This is a genomic window from Ruegeria sp. HKCCD7296 (assembly GCF_013110775.1).
Lineage (GTDB): Bacteria > Pseudomonadota > Alphaproteobacteria > Rhodobacterales > Rhodobacteraceae > Ruegeria.
Window position 1 is genome coordinate 101,967 of the sequence record NZ_WVRF01000003.1, and the last position, 18,219, is coordinate 120,185.

18 protein-coding genes and 1 tRNA gene are annotated in these 18,219 nt (G+C 56.8%); 12 read left to right on the plus strand and 7 right to left on the minus strand.

Translation table 11 applies throughout. From position 1 onward, the window contains the following. Position 1: 1 nt before the first annotated feature. The 6 genes from GS632_RS05505 (at position 2) to lexA (ending at position 4,827) form a co-directional block, all read left to right on the plus strand. Positions 2–583: an aminodeoxychorismate/anthranilate synthase component II gene (locus tag GS632_RS05505; RefSeq protein ID WP_171176152.1), complete on the plus strand. Its 582-nt coding sequence runs from the start codon at positions 2–4 to the stop codon at positions 581–583. After that, entirely contained in the window at positions 580–1,599 is a 1,020-nt protein-coding gene (gene trpD, locus GS632_RS05510) for an anthranilate phosphoribosyltransferase (RefSeq protein ID WP_171173818.1), read from the plus strand. Before GS632_RS05505 ends, trpD begins: the two co-directional genes overlap by 4 nt. Beyond that, a complete protein-coding gene (trpC, locus tag GS632_RS05515; RefSeq protein ID WP_171173816.1) occupies positions 1,596–2,408 on the plus strand; it encodes an indole-3-glycerol phosphate synthase TrpC in 813 nt (270 codons plus the stop codon). The genes trpD and trpC overlap by 4 nt, the downstream gene beginning before the upstream one ends. Further along, a complete protein-coding gene (gene moaC / locus GS632_RS05520) occupies positions 2,408–2,881 on the plus strand; it encodes a cyclic pyranopterin monophosphate synthase MoaC (RefSeq protein WP_171237637.1) in 474 nt (157 codons plus the stop codon). The genes trpC and moaC overlap by 1 nt, the downstream gene beginning before the upstream one ends. After that, entirely contained in the window at positions 2,878–4,050 is a 1,173-nt protein-coding gene (glp, locus tag GS632_RS05525; protein ID WP_171721440.1) for a gephyrin-like molybdotransferase Glp, read from the plus strand. The genes moaC and glp overlap by 4 nt, the downstream gene beginning before the upstream one ends. Before the next feature lie 78 nt (positions 4,051–4,128). Then, positions 4,129–4,827 (plus strand): transcriptional repressor LexA, encoded by a 699-nt coding sequence (gene lexA / locus GS632_RS05530; protein ID WP_171721441.1) that lies wholly within the window; start codon positions 4,129–4,131, stop codon positions 4,825–4,827. Here lexA and GS632_RS05535 read toward each other — a convergent pair. Then, positions 4,821–6,869 (minus strand): ComEC/Rec2 family competence protein, encoded by a 2,049-nt coding sequence (locus GS632_RS05535; RefSeq protein ID WP_171721442.1) that lies wholly within the window; start codon positions 6,867–6,869, stop codon positions 4,821–4,823. The two genes, lexA and GS632_RS05535, sit on opposite strands and share 7 nt — an antisense overlap. A gap of 78 nt (positions 6,870–6,947) precedes the next feature. On the opposite strand from GS632_RS05535, the gene gltX reads away from it, so the two are divergent. Further along, the gene (gene gltX / locus GS632_RS05540; RefSeq protein WP_171721443.1) at positions 6,948–8,348 is read left to right on the plus strand and encodes a glutamate--tRNA ligase; all 1,401 of its coding nucleotides are present in this window, start codon (positions 6,948–6,950) and stop codon (positions 8,346–8,348) included. Between the two features lie 122 nt (positions 8,349–8,470). Next, the gene (gltA, locus tag GS632_RS05545) at positions 8,471–9,766 is read left to right on the plus strand and encodes a citrate synthase (protein ID WP_171173804.1); all 1,296 of its coding nucleotides are present in this window, start codon (positions 8,471–8,473) and stop codon (positions 9,764–9,766) included. A gap of 134 nt (positions 9,767–9,900) precedes the next feature. Here the strand turns inward: gltA and GS632_RS05550 are convergent, their stop codons facing one another. Continuing rightward, a complete protein-coding gene (locus GS632_RS05550; RefSeq protein ID WP_171237641.1) occupies positions 9,901–10,968 on the minus strand; it encodes a PA0069 family radical SAM protein in 1,068 nt (355 codons plus the stop codon). A 275-nt stretch (positions 10,969–11,243) separates the two neighbouring features. On the opposite strand from GS632_RS05550, the gene GS632_RS05555 reads away from it, so the two are divergent. Then, entirely contained in the window at positions 11,244–11,942 is a 699-nt protein-coding gene (locus GS632_RS05555) for a B12-binding domain-containing protein (RefSeq protein ID WP_171237642.1), read from the plus strand. A gap of 238 nt (positions 11,943–12,180) precedes the next feature. Beyond that, positions 12,181–12,840, plus strand: coding sequence for a DUF1638 domain-containing protein (locus GS632_RS05560; protein ID WP_171237643.1), 660 nt, complete (start codon positions 12,181–12,183; stop codon positions 12,838–12,840). A gap of 2 nt (positions 12,841–12,842) precedes the next feature. Here the strand turns inward: GS632_RS05560 and GS632_RS05565 are convergent, their stop codons facing one another. Then, positions 12,843–13,253 carry a SufE family protein gene (locus GS632_RS05565; RefSeq protein WP_171173799.1) on the minus strand — a complete coding sequence of 137 codons (411 nt, stop codon included), beginning with the start codon at positions 13,251–13,253 and terminating at the stop codon, positions 12,843–12,845. 139 nt (positions 13,254–13,392) lie between these two features. On the opposite strand from GS632_RS05565, the gene GS632_RS05570 reads away from it, so the two are divergent. Continuing rightward, complete coding sequence (locus GS632_RS05570; RefSeq protein ID WP_171237645.1) at positions 13,393–13,923, plus strand: hypothetical protein; 531 nt, start codon at positions 13,393–13,395, stop codon at positions 13,921–13,923. Positions 13,924–13,929: 6 nt separating this feature from the next. Here the strand turns inward: GS632_RS05570 and rnd are convergent, their stop codons facing one another. From rnd to purM, 3 genes are all read right to left on the minus strand, one after another. After that, positions 13,930–15,087 carry a ribonuclease D gene (gene rnd, locus GS632_RS05575; RefSeq protein ID WP_171721444.1) on the minus strand — a complete coding sequence of 386 codons (1,158 nt, stop codon included), beginning with the start codon at positions 15,085–15,087 and terminating at the stop codon, positions 13,930–13,932. Between the two features lie 114 nt (positions 15,088–15,201). Beyond that, positions 15,202–15,798, minus strand: a complete 597-nt coding sequence (gene purN, locus GS632_RS05580) for a phosphoribosylglycinamide formyltransferase (protein ID WP_171237647.1) — start codon at positions 15,796–15,798, stop codon at positions 15,202–15,204. After that, complete coding sequence (purM, locus tag GS632_RS05585) at positions 15,795–16,841, minus strand: phosphoribosylformylglycinamidine cyclo-ligase (RefSeq protein ID WP_171176150.1); 1,047 nt, start codon at positions 16,839–16,841, stop codon at positions 15,795–15,797. The genes purN and purM overlap by 4 nt, the downstream gene beginning before the upstream one ends. A gap of 107 nt (positions 16,842–16,948) precedes the next feature. Here purM and GS632_RS05590 point away from each other — a divergent pair. Further along, a tRNA-Ile gene (locus GS632_RS05590) sits at positions 16,949–17,025 on the plus strand. A 351-nt stretch (positions 17,026–17,376) separates the two neighbouring features. Here the strand turns inward: GS632_RS05590 and GS632_RS05595 are convergent. After that, positions 17,377–18,164, minus strand: a protein-coding gene (locus GS632_RS05595) for an IS5 family transposase (RefSeq protein WP_171237648.1) whose coding sequence is annotated in 2 segments (ribosomal slippage) — positions 17,377–17,825 and positions 17,825–18,164 — 789 coding nt in all. Because the reading frame shifts where the segments join, the coding sequence is not laid out codon by codon here. Positions 18,165–18,219: the final 55 nt, after the last annotated feature.

Consider the following 18,219-nt stretch of genomic DNA (forward strand, 5'->3'; position numbering starts at 1 on the left):
TATGCTGCTGCTGATCGACAACTACGACTCGTTTACCTACAATTTGGTACATTATTTAGGCGAACTTGGTGCCGAAATGGTTATTCGCCGAAATGATGCGCTTGATGTACAGGAAGCGATGGCTATGAACCCCGCCGGTATCCTGCTAAGCCCCGGCCCCTGCGACCCGGATCAGGCCGGGATTTGCTTGGCGCTGACTGAAGCCGCCGCAGAAACCAAAACACCATTGCTGGGGGTTTGTTTGGGGCATCAGACCATCGGTCAGGTTTTTGGCGGCAAAGTAGTGCGCTGTCACGAGATTGTTCATGGCAAGATGGGCACGATGCAACACACCGGAAAAGGTGTTTTTGCTGGTCTGCCCTCACCCTTTGAAGCGACCCGCTATCATTCGCTGATTGTTGAGCGTGAATCCCTGCCCGACTGTCTTGAGATCACGGCTGAATTGGAAGACGGCACCATCATGGGGCTGCAGCACAAGGAACTGCCCATACATGGCGTTCAATTCCACCCGGAATCCATCGCCTCCGAGCATGGACACGCCCTGCTCAAGAACTTCCTACAAGAACTGAAAGTCCCCGCATGAGCGACGCGCTGAAACCGCTGATCGGAGCTTCGGCCGATCGTCCATTGACTCGTGACGAAGCTGAAAAAGCCTTTGCCATCCTGTTTGATGGCGAAGCCACGCCCAGCCAGATCGGTGGGCTTTTGATGGCCATGCGCACACGTGGTGAAACCGTCGATGAATACGCCGCTGCCGCCGCTGTGATGCGGGCAAAGTGCAACGCCGTCAAAGCTCCGGACGGAGCGATGGACATCGTGGGCACAGGCGGCGACGGCAAAGGCACACTGAACATCTCGACCGCGACGGCTTTTGTGGTTGCCGGTGCCGGTGTCACCGTTGCCAAGCATGGCAATCGGAACCTCAGTTCGAAATCAGGAGCAGCCGATGCCCTGGGTCAGATGGGCATCAACGTCATGGTTGGTCCCCAAGTTGTTGAAGATGCTCTAAAAGAAGTTGGAATTGGGTTCATGATGGCACCGATGCATCACCCGGCCATTGCCCACGTAATGCCATCACGCCAGGAACTGGGCACGCGTACAATCTTTAACATCCTTGGCCCCCTGACCAACCCCGCAGGCGTCAAGCGGCAATTGACCGGCGCGTTCAGTCGCGACCTGATCCGACCAATGGCCGAAACGCTTGGTCTGCTGGGATCAGACCGCGCGTGGCTGGTGCATGGATCGGACGGGACGGATGAACTCACGATCACGGGAATCAGCTGGGTCGCTGCGCTGGAAGATGACACGATCAAAGAGGTCGAACTGCACCCCGAAGACGCAGGTCTGCCGGTACATCCGTTCGAAGACATTATCGGCGGCACACCAGAAGAGAACGCCGTCGCATTCCGCGCTCTGTTGGACGGTGCCCCATCCGCTTATCGCGATGCAGTACTGTTGAATTCGGCTGCCGCTTTGGTCGTCGCCGAAGCGGCAAGCGATCTGCGCGACGGTGTCGCCATGGCCGCCCAAAGCATCGACAGCGGCAAAGCCAAAGAAAAAATCGCCGCTCTGGCACGCAAGACACAGGAAGCCGCATGACCGAAACCGTTCTGGACAAGATCAAAGCCTACAAACTGGAAGAGGTCGCAGCCGACAAAGCACAGAAATCCCTGGAAACACTGGAGAGCGAAGCACGGGCCGCATCGGAAACCCGTGGCTTTGCCACAGCTTTGCAATCCGCGTCGCGGCAAGGCTATGGCCTGATTGCCGAGGTCAAGAAAGCCAGCCCGTCCAAGGGTCTGATCCGTCCGGATTTCGACCCGCCTGTACTGGCCAAAGCCTATGAGGATGGTGGTGCTGCGTGTTTGTCCGTGCTGACCGACACCCCAAGCTTTCAGGGCGCAAAGGAATATCTGACGCAGGCACGCGAGGCGACTTCGCTGCCCGCTTTGCGCAAGGATTTCATGTATGACCCCTATCAGGTGATCGAAGCCCGCGCCTTGGGCGCCGATTGCATTTTGATCATCATGGCTTCGGTCAGTGATGATCAGGCGGCTGAACTGGAACAAACTGCCTTTGATTGGGGTATGGATGTTCTGATCGAAGTGCATGACGAAGCGGAACTGGAAAGAGCCACCCAGTTGAAAAGCCCGTTGATCGGCATCAACAACCGCAATCTCAAGACCTTCGAGACAACATTGGACACCACGCGACGCCTGTCCAAGCTGGTACCAGCGAACCGCACAATTGTTTGCGAAAGCGGCCTGGGAACACCGGATGATCTGAAGGACATTGCGCGCTATGGTGCACGGTGCTTCCTGATTGGTGAAAGCCTGATGCGGCAGGATGATGTTGAAGCCGCCACGCGTCATATCCTGTCCAACCCTCTGATCCCCGGAGTGATGTGATGCCGCTGACCCATTTTGACGCTCAAGGTCAGGCGCATATGGTCGATGTGTCGGACAAAGACGTGACAGACCGTGTCGCCGTTGCTGCCGGGCACATTAGGATGGAGCCGGAAACCTTTGAAATCATTTCTGAAGGCCGCGCGAAAAAGGGCGACGTTCTGGGCATCGCCCGTCTGGCGGGCATCATGGGCGCAAAGAAGACGCCCGACTTGATCCCGTTGTGTCACCCTCTTCCAATCACCAAAGTGGCGGTTGAACTGACCCTTGATCCTGATTTGCCGGGTGTTCAGATCGAGGCCACGGTCAAGACCTCGGGACAGACCGGTGTTGAGATGGAAGCCCTAACCGCAGTCTCAACCGCGGCTTTGACAGTGTATGACATGACAAAGGCCGTCGATAAGGCGATGGAGATTGGCGGAATCCGCGTTCTCTTGAAAGATGGCGGTAAATCAGGGCGTTACGAGGCGAAATGATCACAGTCGAAGAGGCGCGCGCCCTGCTGTTCGATCTGGTGGGGGTTTTACCTTCGGAAGAGGTTCCTCTGGCACAGTCCGCCGGGCGTGTATTGGCGCGGGATGTTGTGGCGGGGCGGAACCAACCGCCCTTCGCGGCATCGTCGATGGATGGATATGCCGTAAAGGCCGCCGAAGTTGAGCTGCACGCCATGTTCAAGGTGGTCGGAGAATCCGCGGCTGGCCATCGCTTTGATGGCCAGGTCGGTCCCGGTCAGGCGGTGCGCATTTTCACCGGTGCGCCAGTGCCCGAGGGCGCGGATTTTGTGATCATTCAGGAAGACACAGATCGACGTGGTGACCTGATCACGATCACCGACGAACCCGGCCCCAAAACCAATATCCGGCCAGCTGGCGTAGATTTTGAAATCGGCACATCCATTTCAGCACCACGTTTGATCCGGGCCGAAGATGTGGCTCTTATGGCCGCAATGAACACTCCCCGCGTTACGGTTGCGCGCAAACCGGTGATTGCACTTATCTCCACCGGCGACGAGTTGGTGATGCCCGGAGAAGAGCCGGGCCCAGATCAGATCATTGCCTCCAACACATTCGGTTTGCAGGCGCTGCTTGAAGGTCTGGGTGCATCGGTACGCGTTCTGCCCATTGCGCGCGATACCGTTCCCTCGCTTGAAACTGCATTTGGCTTGGCGCACGGGGCCGATCTTGTCGTCACAATCGGTGGCGCTTCGGTTGGTGACTATGACCTTGTCGCAGATGTCTCGCAGGGTTTGGGGATGGAGCGGTCGTTCTACAAGATCCGAATGCGTCCCGGAAAACCACTGATGGCCGGTCGTATCGGCGAAACGGCTATTGTGGGCTTGCCCGGCAACCCGGTCAGCGCCATGGTGTGCGGGTATCTGTTTTTAGCACCGATGGTGCGCCTGATGCTTGGCCTGGACGACGTGGTTCCGACTTTCCGTACAGCGCAGCTCACGGCTCCCTTGTCGGAAAACGGACCGCGAGAGCACTACATGCGCGCAGTTCTAAGCGACACGGGCATCGAAGCCTCTGCAGATCAAGACAGCTCGCTTCTCAGCGTTCTGGCTCAAGCAAATGCGCTTTTGGTCCGACAACCGCACGATCCCGCCCGTGAAATCGGGGAAACGGTTCAGTACCTGCCGATCTGAGATGTTCTCAAATCCGTTGACACAAAACGTGAACATGCGTAGAACAAAAGAAAACGCATGAGCGACGAGGTGTGAGCGATGCTGACCAAGAAGCAATTGGATTTGCTGGAATTCATCCACAAACGCGTGCAGGCGGACGGTGTTCCGCCCAGTTTCGACGAAATGAAGGCCGCGCTTGATCTGCGGTCGAAATCCGGCATCCACAGATTGATCACCGCTCTGGAAGAACGCGGGTTTATCCGCCGCCTCGCCCATCGCGCCCGCGCTATTGAGATTGTGAAACTTCCTGAAAGCCTTGGGGGCGAACCCACAACCGGGTTTTCGCCGCGGGTTATCGAAGGTGACAAACCGGAAGGTCGTCGCCCCGCGAATGTGGAACCCGTTTCAGTCGACGCGCTGGAACTGCCGGTCATGGGTCGGATTGCGGCTGGTGTTCCCATTGAGGCCATCAGCCATGTCTCGCACCATGTCGCCGTCCCCGGCCCCATGGTCTCCGGCAAGGGCGAGCATTACGCGTTGGAGGTTCGTGGAGACTCGATGATCGACGCGGGTATCAACGACGGTGATGTAGTGGTGATCCGGGAAACGGCGACAGCAGATAACGGCGACATCGTGGTTGCTCTGGTCGAGGATCAAGAAGCGACGTTGAAGCGGTATTTCCGCCGGGGCAATGCCATCGCGCTTGAAGCTGCCAACCCGGTCTACGAAACGCGCGTTCTGCCTGAAGAAAAGGTCAAGGTTCAAGGCCGCCTTGTTGGCTTGATCCGGACTTACTGATCCTGCTTGGACGGAAGGTCCCCGGTCGCGTTTGGGGACCAAAGCCTTTGCCCCGTTAGCTCGGCGCTTGATATCAGCTTTCCGTTCAGAACAGACAAGCTGCCGGTTTCGTACAAGCGATCGGGGTCAAAGACCCCGCACGGCCCCTTCAAATTCAGAGCCACAGCAGAGACTATGATCTGGTTTGCCTTGCATTCGTCAAACCCGTTTGCAGCCCTTTTGCCAGTCAGGTGGATAATCTCCTGATCTTTCATCAGGTAGCGCTGGATTGCGTTCGTCTCGGGCCATCTGAGCGCAGCCTGTGACTGATCGACACCATCCCCGTCATTCTCAAGCCAAACAGTTGCGACAAACCCGCTGCCTTTGCCTTTGCTTAACGCGCGACCCTCTTCAGTCATAACACCCACCAAACCTCCGGTTTCGGCGATCAGGGCGTCGGGGCGGTGCCCCGCAGTCCACAGCAGAAAGCCCGCCAAAATCGGGCACATCCCAATCCACTTTGCGTGTCCCTGCCACAGCGCGATCCACAAAACGCCCAGGGCGATAACAGGCAGAACGTACCACGGCGGGCTGACCACATAACCTTGTGCGCCATGCAGATTCGAAACCCAATGTGACACCGTCAAAATCCACTGCAATGCCCACCCCATCACTGTCAGGGGAATCGCCTCAAGCCCCAGAGGAGCCAATAGCGCGGCGACAACCGCCGCTGGAACAACACACAAGCCCATAACCGGAACAGAGAGCAGATTCGCCAAAAGACCGTAGTGCGACATGGTATTGAAATGCGCGGCACCGATCGGAGCCGTCGCAAGCCCGGCAATGGCCGAGGACATCAGCACGCCAACCACCGGCTTAATCCATTTCGGTCCAGGCAAGGGACCCACTTCGCGCAGCGCCCCGAACACGGCGACCAGAGCTGTGGTTGCTGCAAATGACATCTGGAATCCCGGACTTAACAGGGATTCCGGCCTGAGGAGCAGAACGATCACCGCCGCAACCGCCACGGCGCGGAGAGAGATCGCCCTGCGGTCGATCAGCACCGCTCCCAGCATGACCGTAACCATGACAAAGGCACGTTCGGTCGCGACATTTCCGCCGGACAACATCAGGTAGACAATCGCCGCGCACAAGGCGCAGACAGCGGCAACTTTTCGCACAGGCAAGTGCAGCGCAAGCGCCGGGAGTAACGACAGACAGATGCGGCAAGCCACAAATACGAATCCCGTCAGCAGCCCCATATGCAGCCCCGAGATTGCCAGCAGATGTGCAAGGTTCGATGCGCGCAGCGACGATAGCGTATCTTGCCCCATACCACTGCGATCCCCGGTGGTGACTGCTGCTGCAAAGCCACCAATTTCACCAGGTAGTATTTCTTTCACGCGCTGCGATATGGCCATTCGGATTGCGGTTATCCGTACTCCTTTGACCCCGTCTGATGCGGGCGCAATGGCTAGAACAGGAACGCGTGTGTACCCCACTGCGCCTAAACTCTGGAACCAGGCATGACGGCGGAAATCGAACCCGCCGGGTTCTACGGGCCCTTGTGGTGGAGACAGATGCGCCGTCGTCATAATCCTCTGCCCCGGTGCAATAGGTCCGGTTGGGGCATGAACGGAAAGACGGACGCGCTGCGGCCTTCGCTCCTGCGGCACGTCCCCTATGCGCACCTGATCAAGCGTCAACCGCAACGCATCCGAGGCAGACCGATCCATGGCGACGACCCTCCCCTCGATAGGGCCATAATACCGCCACGACAGAACCGGTTCTGCCACCATATGGGCGCGAACACCTGCCAGACAGAAACCGGCAGCGATCAGCGCGCCCCCGATGGCCAACGACCCCACCCCCGGCGCAAGCCAGCGGCGCGCAAAGACGAAAGCCAAGCATAGACAAACCAGACCAGCGTAAACCGGCATGGCAGGTTCTGCCCGGATGCCGAAATACAGGCCAATCCCGGTTGCCAGCATCACCGGCGTCCATGGGAACATGTACCCAGTCTGGTGCAGCAGCGCGGCCTCAACCCGTGCAAGAACACGCATGGTTGCCCCCGTCCTTCGGGCTCGTTAGACAGGCGTCAAACTATGCCAGATACGGTTACCAAAAGGTTAATCCCCACCATGTCCGACCAGGTCGTCACACGTTTTGCCCCTTCACCTACAGGTTTTCTGCATATTGGCGGCGCGCGTACCGCGTTGTTTAACTGGCTTTATGCACGGGGTCGTGGCGGCAAGTTCCTGCTGCGGATTGAAGACACCGACCGCGAACGCTCGACACCTGAAGCGACTGCCGCAATCCTTCAAGGTATGGCGTGGCTGGGACTGGACCACGATGGTGACGTGATCAGCCAGTTCGAGGGCGCAAACCGGCATGCTGAGGTTGCGCATCAACTGTTGGCCGAAAGCAAGGCATACAAGTGCTTCTCAACTCAGGAAGAAATCGCCGCCTTCCGCGAACAGGCGCGGGCCGAAGGTAAATCAACCCTGTTCCGCAGCCCGTGGCGCGACGCTGATCCGGCAACACATCCCGATGCGCCATTTGTCATTCGCATCAAAGCGCCACAAGACGGTGCGACCGTGATCCGCGATCAGGTTCAAGGCGATGTCACCATCCGCAATGATCAACTGGACGATATGATCCTGCTGCGTTCGGACGGCACACCCGTCTACATGCTGGCGGTGGTGGTCGACGATTACGACATGGGCGTCACCCACGTTATTCGCGGCGACGATCACTTGAACAACGCCGCGCGTCAGATGATGATCTATGAGGCAATGGGCTGGGACGTTCCGGTCTGGGCACATATCCCGCTGATTCACGGGCCCGACGGCAAGAAATTGTCGAAACGTCATGGCGCACTGGGCGCGCAGGAATACCAGGCCATGGGCTATCCCGCGGCTGGAATGCGCAATTACCTGGCGCGTTTAGGCTGGAGTCACGGTGATGACGAATTCTTCACGGATGCGCAGGCAAAAGAGTGGTTCGATCTGGACGGAATCGGAAAAAACCCGGCCCGTTTCGATCTGAAAAAGCTGGAAAATCTCTGCGGACAGCATATTGCAATCTCAGATGATGCTGCGCTGCGGCGGGAAATTGAAGATTACCTCGCGGCAGCGAACCTTCCTGCTCTCACTTCGACACAATCCAGTGATCTGGAACGTGCGATGTATTGCCTCAAGGATCGGGCGCGTACTTTCCCAGAACTCCTTGAAAAAGCGCATTTTGTGCTAACCCAACGCCCAATTGTCCCGGATGAGAAGGCGGAGAAGGCGCTGTCATCTGTATCCGATGGTATACTGTCGGAATTGACGCCGCAGCTGCAAAATGCTAGCTGGTCCCGGAACGAGCTGGAGGAGGCCCTGAATTCCTTTGCCGAGTCAAAGGAGCTCAAGTTCGGCAAGCTGGCGGGTCCGCTACGGGCCGCACTGGCAGGCCGGGCCGTTACACCTTCGGTTTTTGACATGATGCTGGTGCTGGGGCGGGATGAAACCTTGGCGCGGCTTTCTGAGGCAGCGAAATAAACCCAATCTTCATAGTCGGGTAACGCTGCTCCGCTAACACCCGGATTGCGCGTTCGCGCGCAATCGTTGCCCGTATCGCCGGAGGTCTGTCCGGCGTGCGCATGATTGAAGAAGGGACGACTATGACTGACAGCAACAAAACAGCCACTCTGACTGTTCACGGCAAAGAATACGAGTTGCCAGTTCATTCCCCGACCGCCGGCCCTGATGTTGTTGATATTCGCAAGCTATACGGACAAGCCGGGGTTTTCACCTACGATCCAGGCTTCACCTCGACCGCTAGCTGCGACAGCACCATCACCTATATCGACGGCGAAAAAGGTGAGCTGCTGCATCGGGGTTATCCGATCGACCAATTGGCCGAGAAATCGCACTTTCTCGAAGTTTGCTATTTGTTGCTTTATGGGGAACTACCTGCGGCAAAGGATCTGGAAAAGTTCGAAACCACGATCACCCGTCACACCATGCTGCACGAGCAGATGCAGTATTTCTATCGCGGTTTCCGCCGAGATGCGCATCCGATGGCCATCATGGTCGGTGTTGTCGGGGCAATGTCGGCCTTCTATCACGATTCGACCGATATCTCGGACCCGCACCAGCGCGAGGTTGCCTCGCACCGTCTGATCGCCAAGATGCCGACAATTGCGGCCTGGGCCTACAAATACCACATCGGTCAGCCGTTCGTTTACCCGCGCAACGACCTGGACTACGCGTCGAATTTCCTGCGCATGTGTTTTGCCGTTCCCGCCGAGGATTATGAGGTCAACCCGATCCTCAGCCGCGCGATGGACCGGATTTTGACTCTGCACGCGGATCACGAACAGAACGCTTCGACCTCGACCGTGCGTCTGGCATCGTCCTCGGGTGCGAACCCGTTCGCTTGCATCGCAGCCGGTGTTGCGTGCTTGTGGGGTCCTGCCCACGGGGGCGCCAACCAGGCATGTCTTGAAATGCTGGAAGAGATCGGCACCGTTGATCGCATTCCCGAATATATCGCCCGCGCCAAGGATAAAGACGATCCGTTCCGTCTTATGGGCTTTGGTCACCGTGTCTACAAAAATTTCGACCCGCGTGCCAAAGTGATGAAACAGTCGGCAGACGAAGTTCTTGACCTGTTGGGCATTGACGACAATCCCAAGCTTCAGGTCGCTAAAGAACTGGAAAAAGAAGCGCTGGAAGATCCGTATTTCGCCGAAAAGAAACTGTTCCCGAATGTCGATTTCTATTCTGGGATCATTCTTGAGGCGATGGGCTTCCCAACATCCATGTTTACGCCGATCTTCGCTCTGTCGCGCACAGTAGGCTGGGTCAGCCAGTGGAAAGAGATGATTGCCGATCCTCAGAACAAGATCGGTCGCCCGCGTCAGCTGTATCTGGGCGAGACACTGCGGGATTACGTGGATATCGAAAACCGCTGATTCTCCAAACTTCGACAAATATTTAAGACCCTGGTTTAACCAGGGTCTTTTTTGCAATCGGGCATTTCGAAATCAGTATAAGAAATTGCTTTTGCGATATTATTCAGCGGTCAGCCCAGGGGTGTATTTAGGCTTTAGAACAAGCTCATTTGATCCCCGGGTTGCGGCGGAATTTCAAAAAGATCGCAACGTAGAGGGGCAGATTTCACAGAAAGCCCTAACCGCTTGCAAGCTTTGGAAAACCTTTGGGCAATAATTCCGGCGTACTCACCCTCACCCCGCATTCTGTGGCCCCAGCGCGGGTCATAGTCCCGCCCACCGTGCATGTCGCGCAGCTTGGACATCACTTTTTCCGCCCGTGCCGGTTGGTGTTCGGCCAGCCAATCCTGCCACAACTGCGACACCTCACGCGGCAATCGCAGCATGATCCAACTGGCGGCATCTGCTCCTGCCTCCTGTCCCGCCTCAAGCAGGTTCTCTAGTTCATGATCCGTCAGGCCGGGCACAATCGGAGATGTCATCATACGCACCGGAACCCCGGCCTCGGTCAGTGTGCGGATCATGCGCAGACGCCGCTGCGGTGACGGTGCACGAGGTTCCATCCGACGCGACAAAGCGGGATCCAAAGTGGTCAGCGAGATCCCTACGCGCACCAATCCACGGCTGGCCATTTCAGTCAGAATGTCCAGATCCCGCTCGATCAAAGCGCCCTTGGTGACAATTGCAACCGGATGGTTGAACTCGTGCAACACCTTAAGGCAGGACCTTGTAATCAGGCGATCTTTCTCGATCGGCTGATACGGGTCCGTGTTTGTACCTATAGCCAGCGGAGCGACCTTATAAGACTTGGACGACAATTCATTTCGCAGAACACAGCTCATGTTGGGACGCGCTGTCAGGCGGGTTTCGAAATCCAGCCCTGCGGACAATCCCAGATAGGCATGACTGGGCCGGGCAAAACAATAGACACAGCCATGTTCACAACCGCGATATGGATTGATGGATCGATCAAACGGCAAATCCGGAGACCGATTGTACGTAATCGCACTGCGCGCCACCTCGTCCCTTGTTTCGGTGCGCAAAGGCGGTGGGGATTCGTCAATCTCCCACCCATCATCGGTGGCTACGGTTGCAAAACGCTCGAACCGACCAGTGGCGTTCGAATTAGTTCCTCTGGCCTTTATGGTTGGTACAACAGTCATTTTGGCGCTTTGTTCTATTTTTGTTCCCACTTGGAACATAAACCTGCGCCCGGGTTTGTACAAGTCTCCTCATGAAAGCGCCCCAAACAGCCGCGATCAAACCGAATGCACGATTATCATGCGGATTTTTCATTCGAGCCACGTGATTTTTTGACATATAGGTCGGTCCCGAAACGACCGACGTCGCAATCGTCACAGTCAGAATGCGACGTTTTGGCCAAAACGGAAAAAATGCCACCACGGGCCGATGGCCCGCCCAGCACAGGGAATACCCCATGTCCGACGAAGAAGACATCATCCTGTCCGAACTGAACGACGACGAACTTGTCGAGCAGATGTTCGACGATCTCTACGATGGTCTGAAAGAAGAGATCGAAGAAGGAACCAACATCCTGCTGGAGCGTGGATGGACCCCCTATGACATTCTGACCAAAGCTCTGGTCGGTGGCATGACCATTGTGGGCCATGACTTCCGCGACGGCATCCTGTTTGTACCCGAAGTTCTGCTGGCCGCCAACGCCATGAAGGGTGGCATGGCGATCCTGAAGCCGTTGCTGGCAGAAACCGGCGCGCCACGCGTTGGCAAGATGGTTATTGGCACCGTCAAGGGCGACATTCACGACATCGGCAAGAACCTCGTGTCGATGATGATGGAAGGCGCAGGGTTTGAAGTTGTCGATATCGGCATCAACAACCCGGTCGAGAATTACCTGGAAGCACTTGAAACCGAACAGCCCGACATTCTGGGTATGTCTGCCCTGCTGACCACAACCATGCCTTACATGAAAGTAGTTATCGACACGTTGGTCGAACAAGGTGTGCGCGATGACTATATCGTTCTGGTCGGCGGCGCGCCGCTGAACGAAGAATTTGGCAATGCCATCGGTGCAGATGCTTACTGCCGTGACGCGGCGGTTGCCGTGGAAACTGCGAAGGACTTTGTAGGCCGCAAGCACAACCAGCTGGCTGGCTAATCCGCCTTACATTTTCACAGAAGGGCCGCCCGATTGGGGCGGCCCTTTTTCATTTAGAAGCTCGGGCTCATATCTTTGGAACAAGCGCAACCGCCAAGTTGCGCAGGTCTCTGACCACAACCTATTTTGGCGGGACCAAACCGAAGACGTCGGCAGTTTACGATCAGAGGTCGGAACAAGGCTTGCCGGCAGGTCAAATTCATCCTCTTCTGTGAGCAACCCCAGAGGACGCCATACAATGTCAAACGACGTTCTGCCTGATGATGCCAGCCTAACGACCAAAGGCTACACCGACACCGAATCTGGCCGTATCCTGCTGATCGCATGTGGGGCGTTGGCCAAAGAGATTCTGGATATCAAATCGCGTAACGGCTGGGATCACATGGCGCTGACATGCCTGCCTGCGATTCTTCATGTCCACCCGGAACGGATCACGCAAGCTGTGGAAGACGCTGTGGCCAAGCACCGGGACCAATTCGACAAAATCTATGTGGTCTACGCAGATTGCGGGACCGGCGGCCTGCTTCAACAAGCCTGTGAAAAGCTGGGGGTCGAGATGGTCAAGGGCCCGCATTGTTACTCGTTCTTCGAAGGCAACCAAGCCTTTGAGGCGCGCGGCGAGGATGAGACCACGGCCTTTTACCTGACCGACTTTTTGGCCCGGCAATTTGACGCCTTTGTCTGGAAACCCTTGGGTCTGGATCGACACCCAGAGCTGCGGGATATGTATTTCGGCAACTACACCAAACTGATCTATCAAGCGCAGATCGACGATCCGGACCTCACGGAACGTGCGCGAGAATGCGCGGACAGGATGGGTTTGGAGTTCGAGCGGCGCTTTACCGGCTATGGCGATTTGGAAACCACGCTGTCAGATTGGGCAAACCGTCCGACCTGACCTTACGCGTTTTCCTGGGCCACCTGCCGTATGCGTTCGATCATGGCACGAAGGCCGTTGGACCGTTGTGCAGACAGATGATCATTCAGCCCCAAACGCGCCAGTTCTGCTCCAGCATCAACCTTGGGCACTTCGGCTACGGGCAGACCATTATACAAGGAGCGCAGGACAGCAATGAGCCCTCGCACGATCAGCGCGTCGCTGTCGCCATCGAATTTGAAAACACCGGACTCGATCATCGGATGCAGCCAGACTTGGCTGGCACACCCGTTCACTTTTGTTGCTGGAACTTTGAACGCGTCATCCAATGGGTCCATCGCCTTGCCCTGTTCGATGACATGGCGATACCGGTCTTCCCAGTCCTCCAGAAACTCGAAATCCTCGACAATGTCTTCAAAGGCGGGCGTGGCCATGGTGCGGCGATCCTTTTGGTTTCGGTACCAACTGTGACCTATGCCGACGACCACCTGCTGTCCAGCCCCGCGGTGGCTTTTCAACGCGAGGAATTTGCGCTAACCCATTGCCTGTATTCGTGTGAAAAGCTGTGGGTCCATGCAAAAATCTCTGTCCGTTCTTATCATCGCCACGCTGACCTTGACTGCATGCAGCAGCTGGCGTGATTCTCGGGTGAACCCGTCGAATTGGTTTGGCTCAAGCAGATCGGTAGAAGCTGAAACGCCGCCGGACCCTAACGCAGCTGACGCTTTGGTTCCTCAGCAAAGACAAGGCACGGGCCTGTTTTCGCGCCCGAATATCGCGGACACCAGCATTCCAATCGGTCAGATTGACGAGCTGCGCATCGATCCCACCCCAACCGGTGCCATCATTTATGCGTCGGGAACGGCTGTCCGTCAGGGCGCATACAATGCCCGCCTGGTTCGTGTGAACTCGGAAGAGAACGAGAAAAACGGCACAATGGAATTTGAGTTCCTCGTGAACTATCCCAGCGCGCAAACACCTCAAGGATCCGAACGTACCCGCATGGTGTCGGACGCTGTGAATGTCAGTCGTCAGGATCTTGAAGGCATTCGACTGGTGCGTGTGGTTGGACAGCAGAACGCGTTAGAGTCGCGACGGCGCTAAAACCTTCTAAAGCGACACAACCTTGACCGCCTGCCCTTTAGCAGCCAAAGCGATCTTGCCTTCGCATAGCTTCAGCGCGTCTTCGCCGAATACTTCGAACCGCCAGCCAGACATCGCGGGCAAGTCGCGCTCGCCAGCGGCGATCTGATCCAGTTCAGAGCTGGTGGCGATCAGTTTAGCGGCTACGCCGGAGCTCTCTGTCTTGGATTTCAGAAGAACCCGCAGCAAGTCGGCCAATGCCGGGTTGACCTTCAGCTTATCGCGCGACGTATCGACCTTTGGCAGCATATCCGCCGGGCAATTCACCCCGCGTTTTACAGCCGTCAAAATACCTTCGGCAATCGCGCCCTTTCTTGCCTCGCGCAGCAACAGCCGCGATCCGCCCAGATCCGAGGGCGTTTTGGGTTTGGTTGACGCCAATTCGATCAGTGCATCATCCTTGAAAACCCGATTCCGAGGAACGTTGTTTTCCTGCGCATAAGCTTCGCGGAACTGGGCCAATTCCCGCACCACGGCCAGGAACTTGGCCGAGTTTGTCCGCGTCTTTACCCGTTTCCAAGCCTCTTCCGGGCGGATGTCATAGGTGGTGGGTTGCGTCAACGTCCGCAGTTCTTCCCCTACCCAATGGCTGCGCTTTGTCTTTTCAAGTTCAGCCGCCAGGTGTTCATAAATCTTGCGAAGATGGGTGACATCAGCCAACGCATAAGATTTCTGCGCGTCTGTCAGCGGACGCCTAGACCAGTCCGTAAACCGAGAGGTCTTGTCGACGCCCTGTTTGCAGATTTTGCGCACCAATGTCTCATACCCGACTTGTTCACCAAAGCCGCAAACCATCGCTGCGACTTGTGTGTCGAACAAAGGATTGGGGAACACACCTGCCTCAACCCAGAAAATCTCAAGATCCTGACGAGCGGCGTGGAAAACCTTGACGACATCTTCGTTGCGGAACAGCTCGTACAGCGGTTCCAGCGATAGCTCATCAGCCAAGGGATCCACCAGAACCGCGCTGTCTTCGTCTTCGGAAGGGACCGCCAATTGCACGAGGCAGAGTTTGGAATAATACGTCCGCTCGCGCAGGAATTCAGTGTCGACAGTGATATAAGGATAGCTTGCGGCGGCCTTACAGAAGTCGGCCAGCTCTTGCGTCGTCGTCAGGGTTTTCATGCGCCGTACTAGTATCGCTCTTGGTTTTGTGACTGCCCGTTATTTTCTTCGTCCCGAGCGTTACCGACGACCATAGGCCGAATATCGGGCGGGTGTAAATCACCCAGAGCGGGTTCAGGGCAACAGGACGGGCGACCTGTTGCCTTCTGCGTAACGGCGCAACACTTCGGGGTAGAGCACATGCTCCTGAACCAGGACTCGCGCAGCCAGCGTATCCGGCGTGTCACCCTGCTCAACAGGCACACGAGCCTGGCCTAAAATCGGGCCATCATCCAGCGCTGCGGTGACTTCATGAACCGAGCAACCATGCTCGGCGTCCCCGGCCTCAATTGCACGAGCGTGCGTATGTAAGCCTTTGTACTTCGGCAACAAAGAAGGGTGGATGTTCAGCATCCGCCCCTGAAACCTGGACACAAAATCCCCCGTCAGCACGCGCATGAAACCCGCCAGACACACAATGTCCGGCTGTGCCTCTTGCAAGGGCTTCAAGAGCTCGGCCTCAAACGCGGCGCGGTCCCCTTTGAACGGGCGGTGATCGACCACTGCGGTCGGAATGCCACGGTCTGCAGCTTTTTTCAGCCCGCCCGCCTGCGCATTATTAGACAGCACCAAACAAGGCCGCGCCGGATGATCACCGATCATGCTATCGACCAGCGACACCATGTTCGACCCGCCCCCGGAGATCAGGATCGCGACGCGCTTGTGGCTCACAGCAGTTTGCCCGAATAGGCAACGCCGGGCGTCTCAGTCACGGTGCCGATCCGTGCAACGGTCTCACCGGCGTCTTTTAGCAAGATCGACAGCTCATCCGCTTTGTCTGCTTCGCACACGACAATCAGGCCAACACCGCAATTGAAGGTCTTGAGCATTTCGGCTTCGACAATACCGCCAGTTTCCGCCATCCAGCTGAAGACGGGCGGCAATTGCCAGCTGTCCAGATCGATCTCGGCCCCCAACCCCTCGGGCAACACACGCGGCAGGTTTTCGGTCAGACCACCGCCTGTAATGTGCGCCAGCGCGTGAACACCACCGGCGCGGACAGCAGCCAACGCCGGTTTGACATAGAGGCGTGTGGGCGTGAGCAAAGCCTCACCCAAGGTGCCAGCGCTGAAGGGCGACGGCGCGTCCCAGCCCAGCCCAGACAGCTCAACCAGTTTACGCACCAGCGAATAACCGTTGGAATGGACCCCGTTCGAGGCCAGGCCCAGCAGCACATCACCCGACTGAACACCAGCGGGCAAATCCGCACCACGTTCCATCGCACCAACCGAGAACCCGGCCAGATCAAAGTCACCATCGGGATACATGCCCGGCATCTCAGCCGTCTCGCCCCCGATCAACGCACAGCCGGATTGCGCGCAACCCTCGGCAATGCCTTCGATGATCCGCGCTGCCGTGTCGGTATCCAGCTTTCCGGTGGCGAAATAGTCCAGGAAGAACAGCGGTTCGGCCCCCTGACAGATCAGGTCGTTGACGCACATGGCCACCAAATCAATGCCAACCCCATCCACAACGCCAGTATCAATTGCAATCCGCAGCTTGGTGCCCACGCCATCGGTTGCCCCAACCAGAATGGGATCCTGATACCCCGCTGCTTTCAGATCGAACAATGCGCCAAAGCCACCCAGCCCGCTCATCACGCCGGGGCGGTTGGTCCGTTTGGCGGCGGGCTTGATCCGATCGACCAGAGCATTGCCCGCGTCAATATCCACGCCTGCATCGGCATAGGTGATTCCGTTCTTACCCGCTGTCATGGTCGGTCCCTCATGAATGCTTTGCGGGCGGGTTAGTCGATTGTGCATCATGTTGCAACGGTCAGGCTTGACGCGGGCGTTCACCGTGATAGGCAAGACGCCGTGGCGGGCCTGTAGCTCAATTGGTTAGAGCAGAGCGCTCATAACGCTTTGGTTGCGGGTTCAAGTCCTGCCGGGCCTACCAAGATCACCGCTAAGTTATTGTTTTATATAAATAATACACCGGCGGGGTACGATATGCGGCTCAAAATGAAGCAGCCACATATATAATGTACTACCCAACGAACTCAGTAGTTTTTATCGAATCCACCTCAAACCACCCTGGCCGTTTTTCCAGTGCCGGAATGTCATTTCTCTCCAGCCACTCTTTGATAGCCGCCCTATGGTTTTGGGGTTTCGCCACGCATCGGCGAGAACGCAGATCCACGAGCTGAGCTTTGTAATCTTGAATACCACTGGATTCTTCGATTCAACCCGTGGGCTTTTGCCCAAACATGCGCTGCCGCTTCCCAATCTGGAAGCGACCGTGACTAGGTCATGTTGACAAATGGCGGAGCCATATGCGGATTGACGTGATATCGACGAAGCCGAGGAAGCTTTCAGCAGTTTTGTCGTAACGTGTCGCGACACGGCGGGCATTCTTCAGCTTGTTGAAGCATCTCTCAACCAGGTTCCGTAGTCGATACAGTGGGCGATCAACACCGACGCGCTTCTTTCGCGACTTCCGCATTGGGATCACAGGTTGGATATATCGGCTGCGCATTTGGTCGCGAGTGCTGTCGGCATCGTACCCCTTGTCCGCCAGCAGTACTAAAGGTTCCGGCAGATTGTCGTCCATGATGAGATCGAAGCCAAGATAATCGGACGTCTGGCCAGGTGTGATGTCAGTTCTCATCGGCAGACCGGCCGCATTCACCCGGAGATGGATCTTGGTCGTAAAGCCACCCTTTGAGCGACCAAAACCCTGTCGCGGAGTCCCCCTTTAGCGCCCGCTGCCTGATGATGGGCGCGAACCACGGTACTGTCGACCATTTGTAGGGCATCTGGAACGATCCTGCTCTCGATCAGCGCCTCCAGGATCTGTTCCCAGAGGCCGGCAAGTGTCCAACGCCGGAACTGTTGATAGACACTCGACCATTTCCCGAACTCTTCAGGAAGGTCCCGCCACGGCGCGCCGGTACGTGCTATCCAGAAAACGCCGTCAAGAACAAGGCGGTGGTTGGTAGGTTTTCGCCCATTCGGGGCGCGAACGGAAAGAATGAACTGTTCAAAGAACGCCCACTCCTCGTCCGACATCAAATCTCGTGCCAAGCTGGTCTCCATCGCAGATGTTAGCTTGAATCATGCCCAAAGCCCGATGTGAATCCCTTTTGTCAAC

Bases quoted from the DNA above. Each gene is read 5' to 3' on its own strand.
- GS632_RS05505 (WP_171176152.1), top strand. From the start codon at position 2: ATGCTGCTGCTGATCGACAACTACGACTCGTTTACCTACAATTTGGTA.
- trpD (WP_171173818.1), top strand. From the start codon at position 580: ATGAGCGACGCGCTGAAACCGCTGATCGGAGCTTCGGCCGATCGTCCA.
- trpC (WP_171173816.1), top strand. From the start codon at position 1,596: ATGACCGAAACCGTTCTGGACAAGATCAAAGCCTACAAACTGGAAGAG.
- moaC (WP_171237637.1), top strand. From the start codon at position 2,408: ATGCCGCTGACCCATTTTGACGCTCAAGGTCAGGCGCATATGGTCGAT.
- glp (WP_171721440.1), top strand. From the start codon at position 2,878: ATGATCACAGTCGAAGAGGCGCGCGCCCTGCTGTTCGATCTGGTGGGG.
- lexA (WP_171721441.1), top strand. From the start codon at position 4,129: ATGCTGACCAAGAAGCAATTGGATTTGCTGGAATTCATCCACAAACGC.
- GS632_RS05535 (WP_171721442.1), bottom strand. From the start codon at position 6,869: ATGCGTGTTCTTGCACGGGTTGAGGCCGCGCTGCTGCACCAGACTGGG.
- gltX (WP_171721443.1), top strand. From the start codon at position 6,948: ATGTCCGACCAGGTCGTCACACGTTTTGCCCCTTCACCTACAGGTTTT.
- gltA (WP_171173804.1), top strand. From the start codon at position 8,471: ATGACTGACAGCAACAAAACAGCCACTCTGACTGTTCACGGCAAAGAA.
- GS632_RS05550 (WP_171237641.1), bottom strand. From the start codon at position 10,968: ATGACTGTTGTACCAACCATAAAGGCCAGAGGAACTAATTCGAACGCC.
- GS632_RS05555 (WP_171237642.1), top strand. From the start codon at position 11,244: ATGTCCGACGAAGAAGACATCATCCTGTCCGAACTGAACGACGACGAA.
- GS632_RS05560 (WP_171237643.1), top strand. From the start codon at position 12,181: ATGTCAAACGACGTTCTGCCTGATGATGCCAGCCTAACGACCAAAGGC.
- GS632_RS05565 (WP_171173799.1), bottom strand. From the start codon at position 13,253: ATGGCCACGCCCGCCTTTGAAGACATTGTCGAGGATTTCGAGTTTCTG.
- GS632_RS05570 (WP_171237645.1), top strand. From the start codon at position 13,393: ATGCAAAAATCTCTGTCCGTTCTTATCATCGCCACGCTGACCTTGACT.
- rnd (WP_171721444.1), bottom strand. From the start codon at position 15,087: ATGAAAACCCTGACGACGACGCAAGAGCTGGCCGACTTCTGTAAGGCC.
- purM (WP_171176150.1), bottom strand. From the start codon at position 16,841: ATGACAGCGGGTAAGAACGGAATCACCTATGCCGATGCAGGCGTGGAT.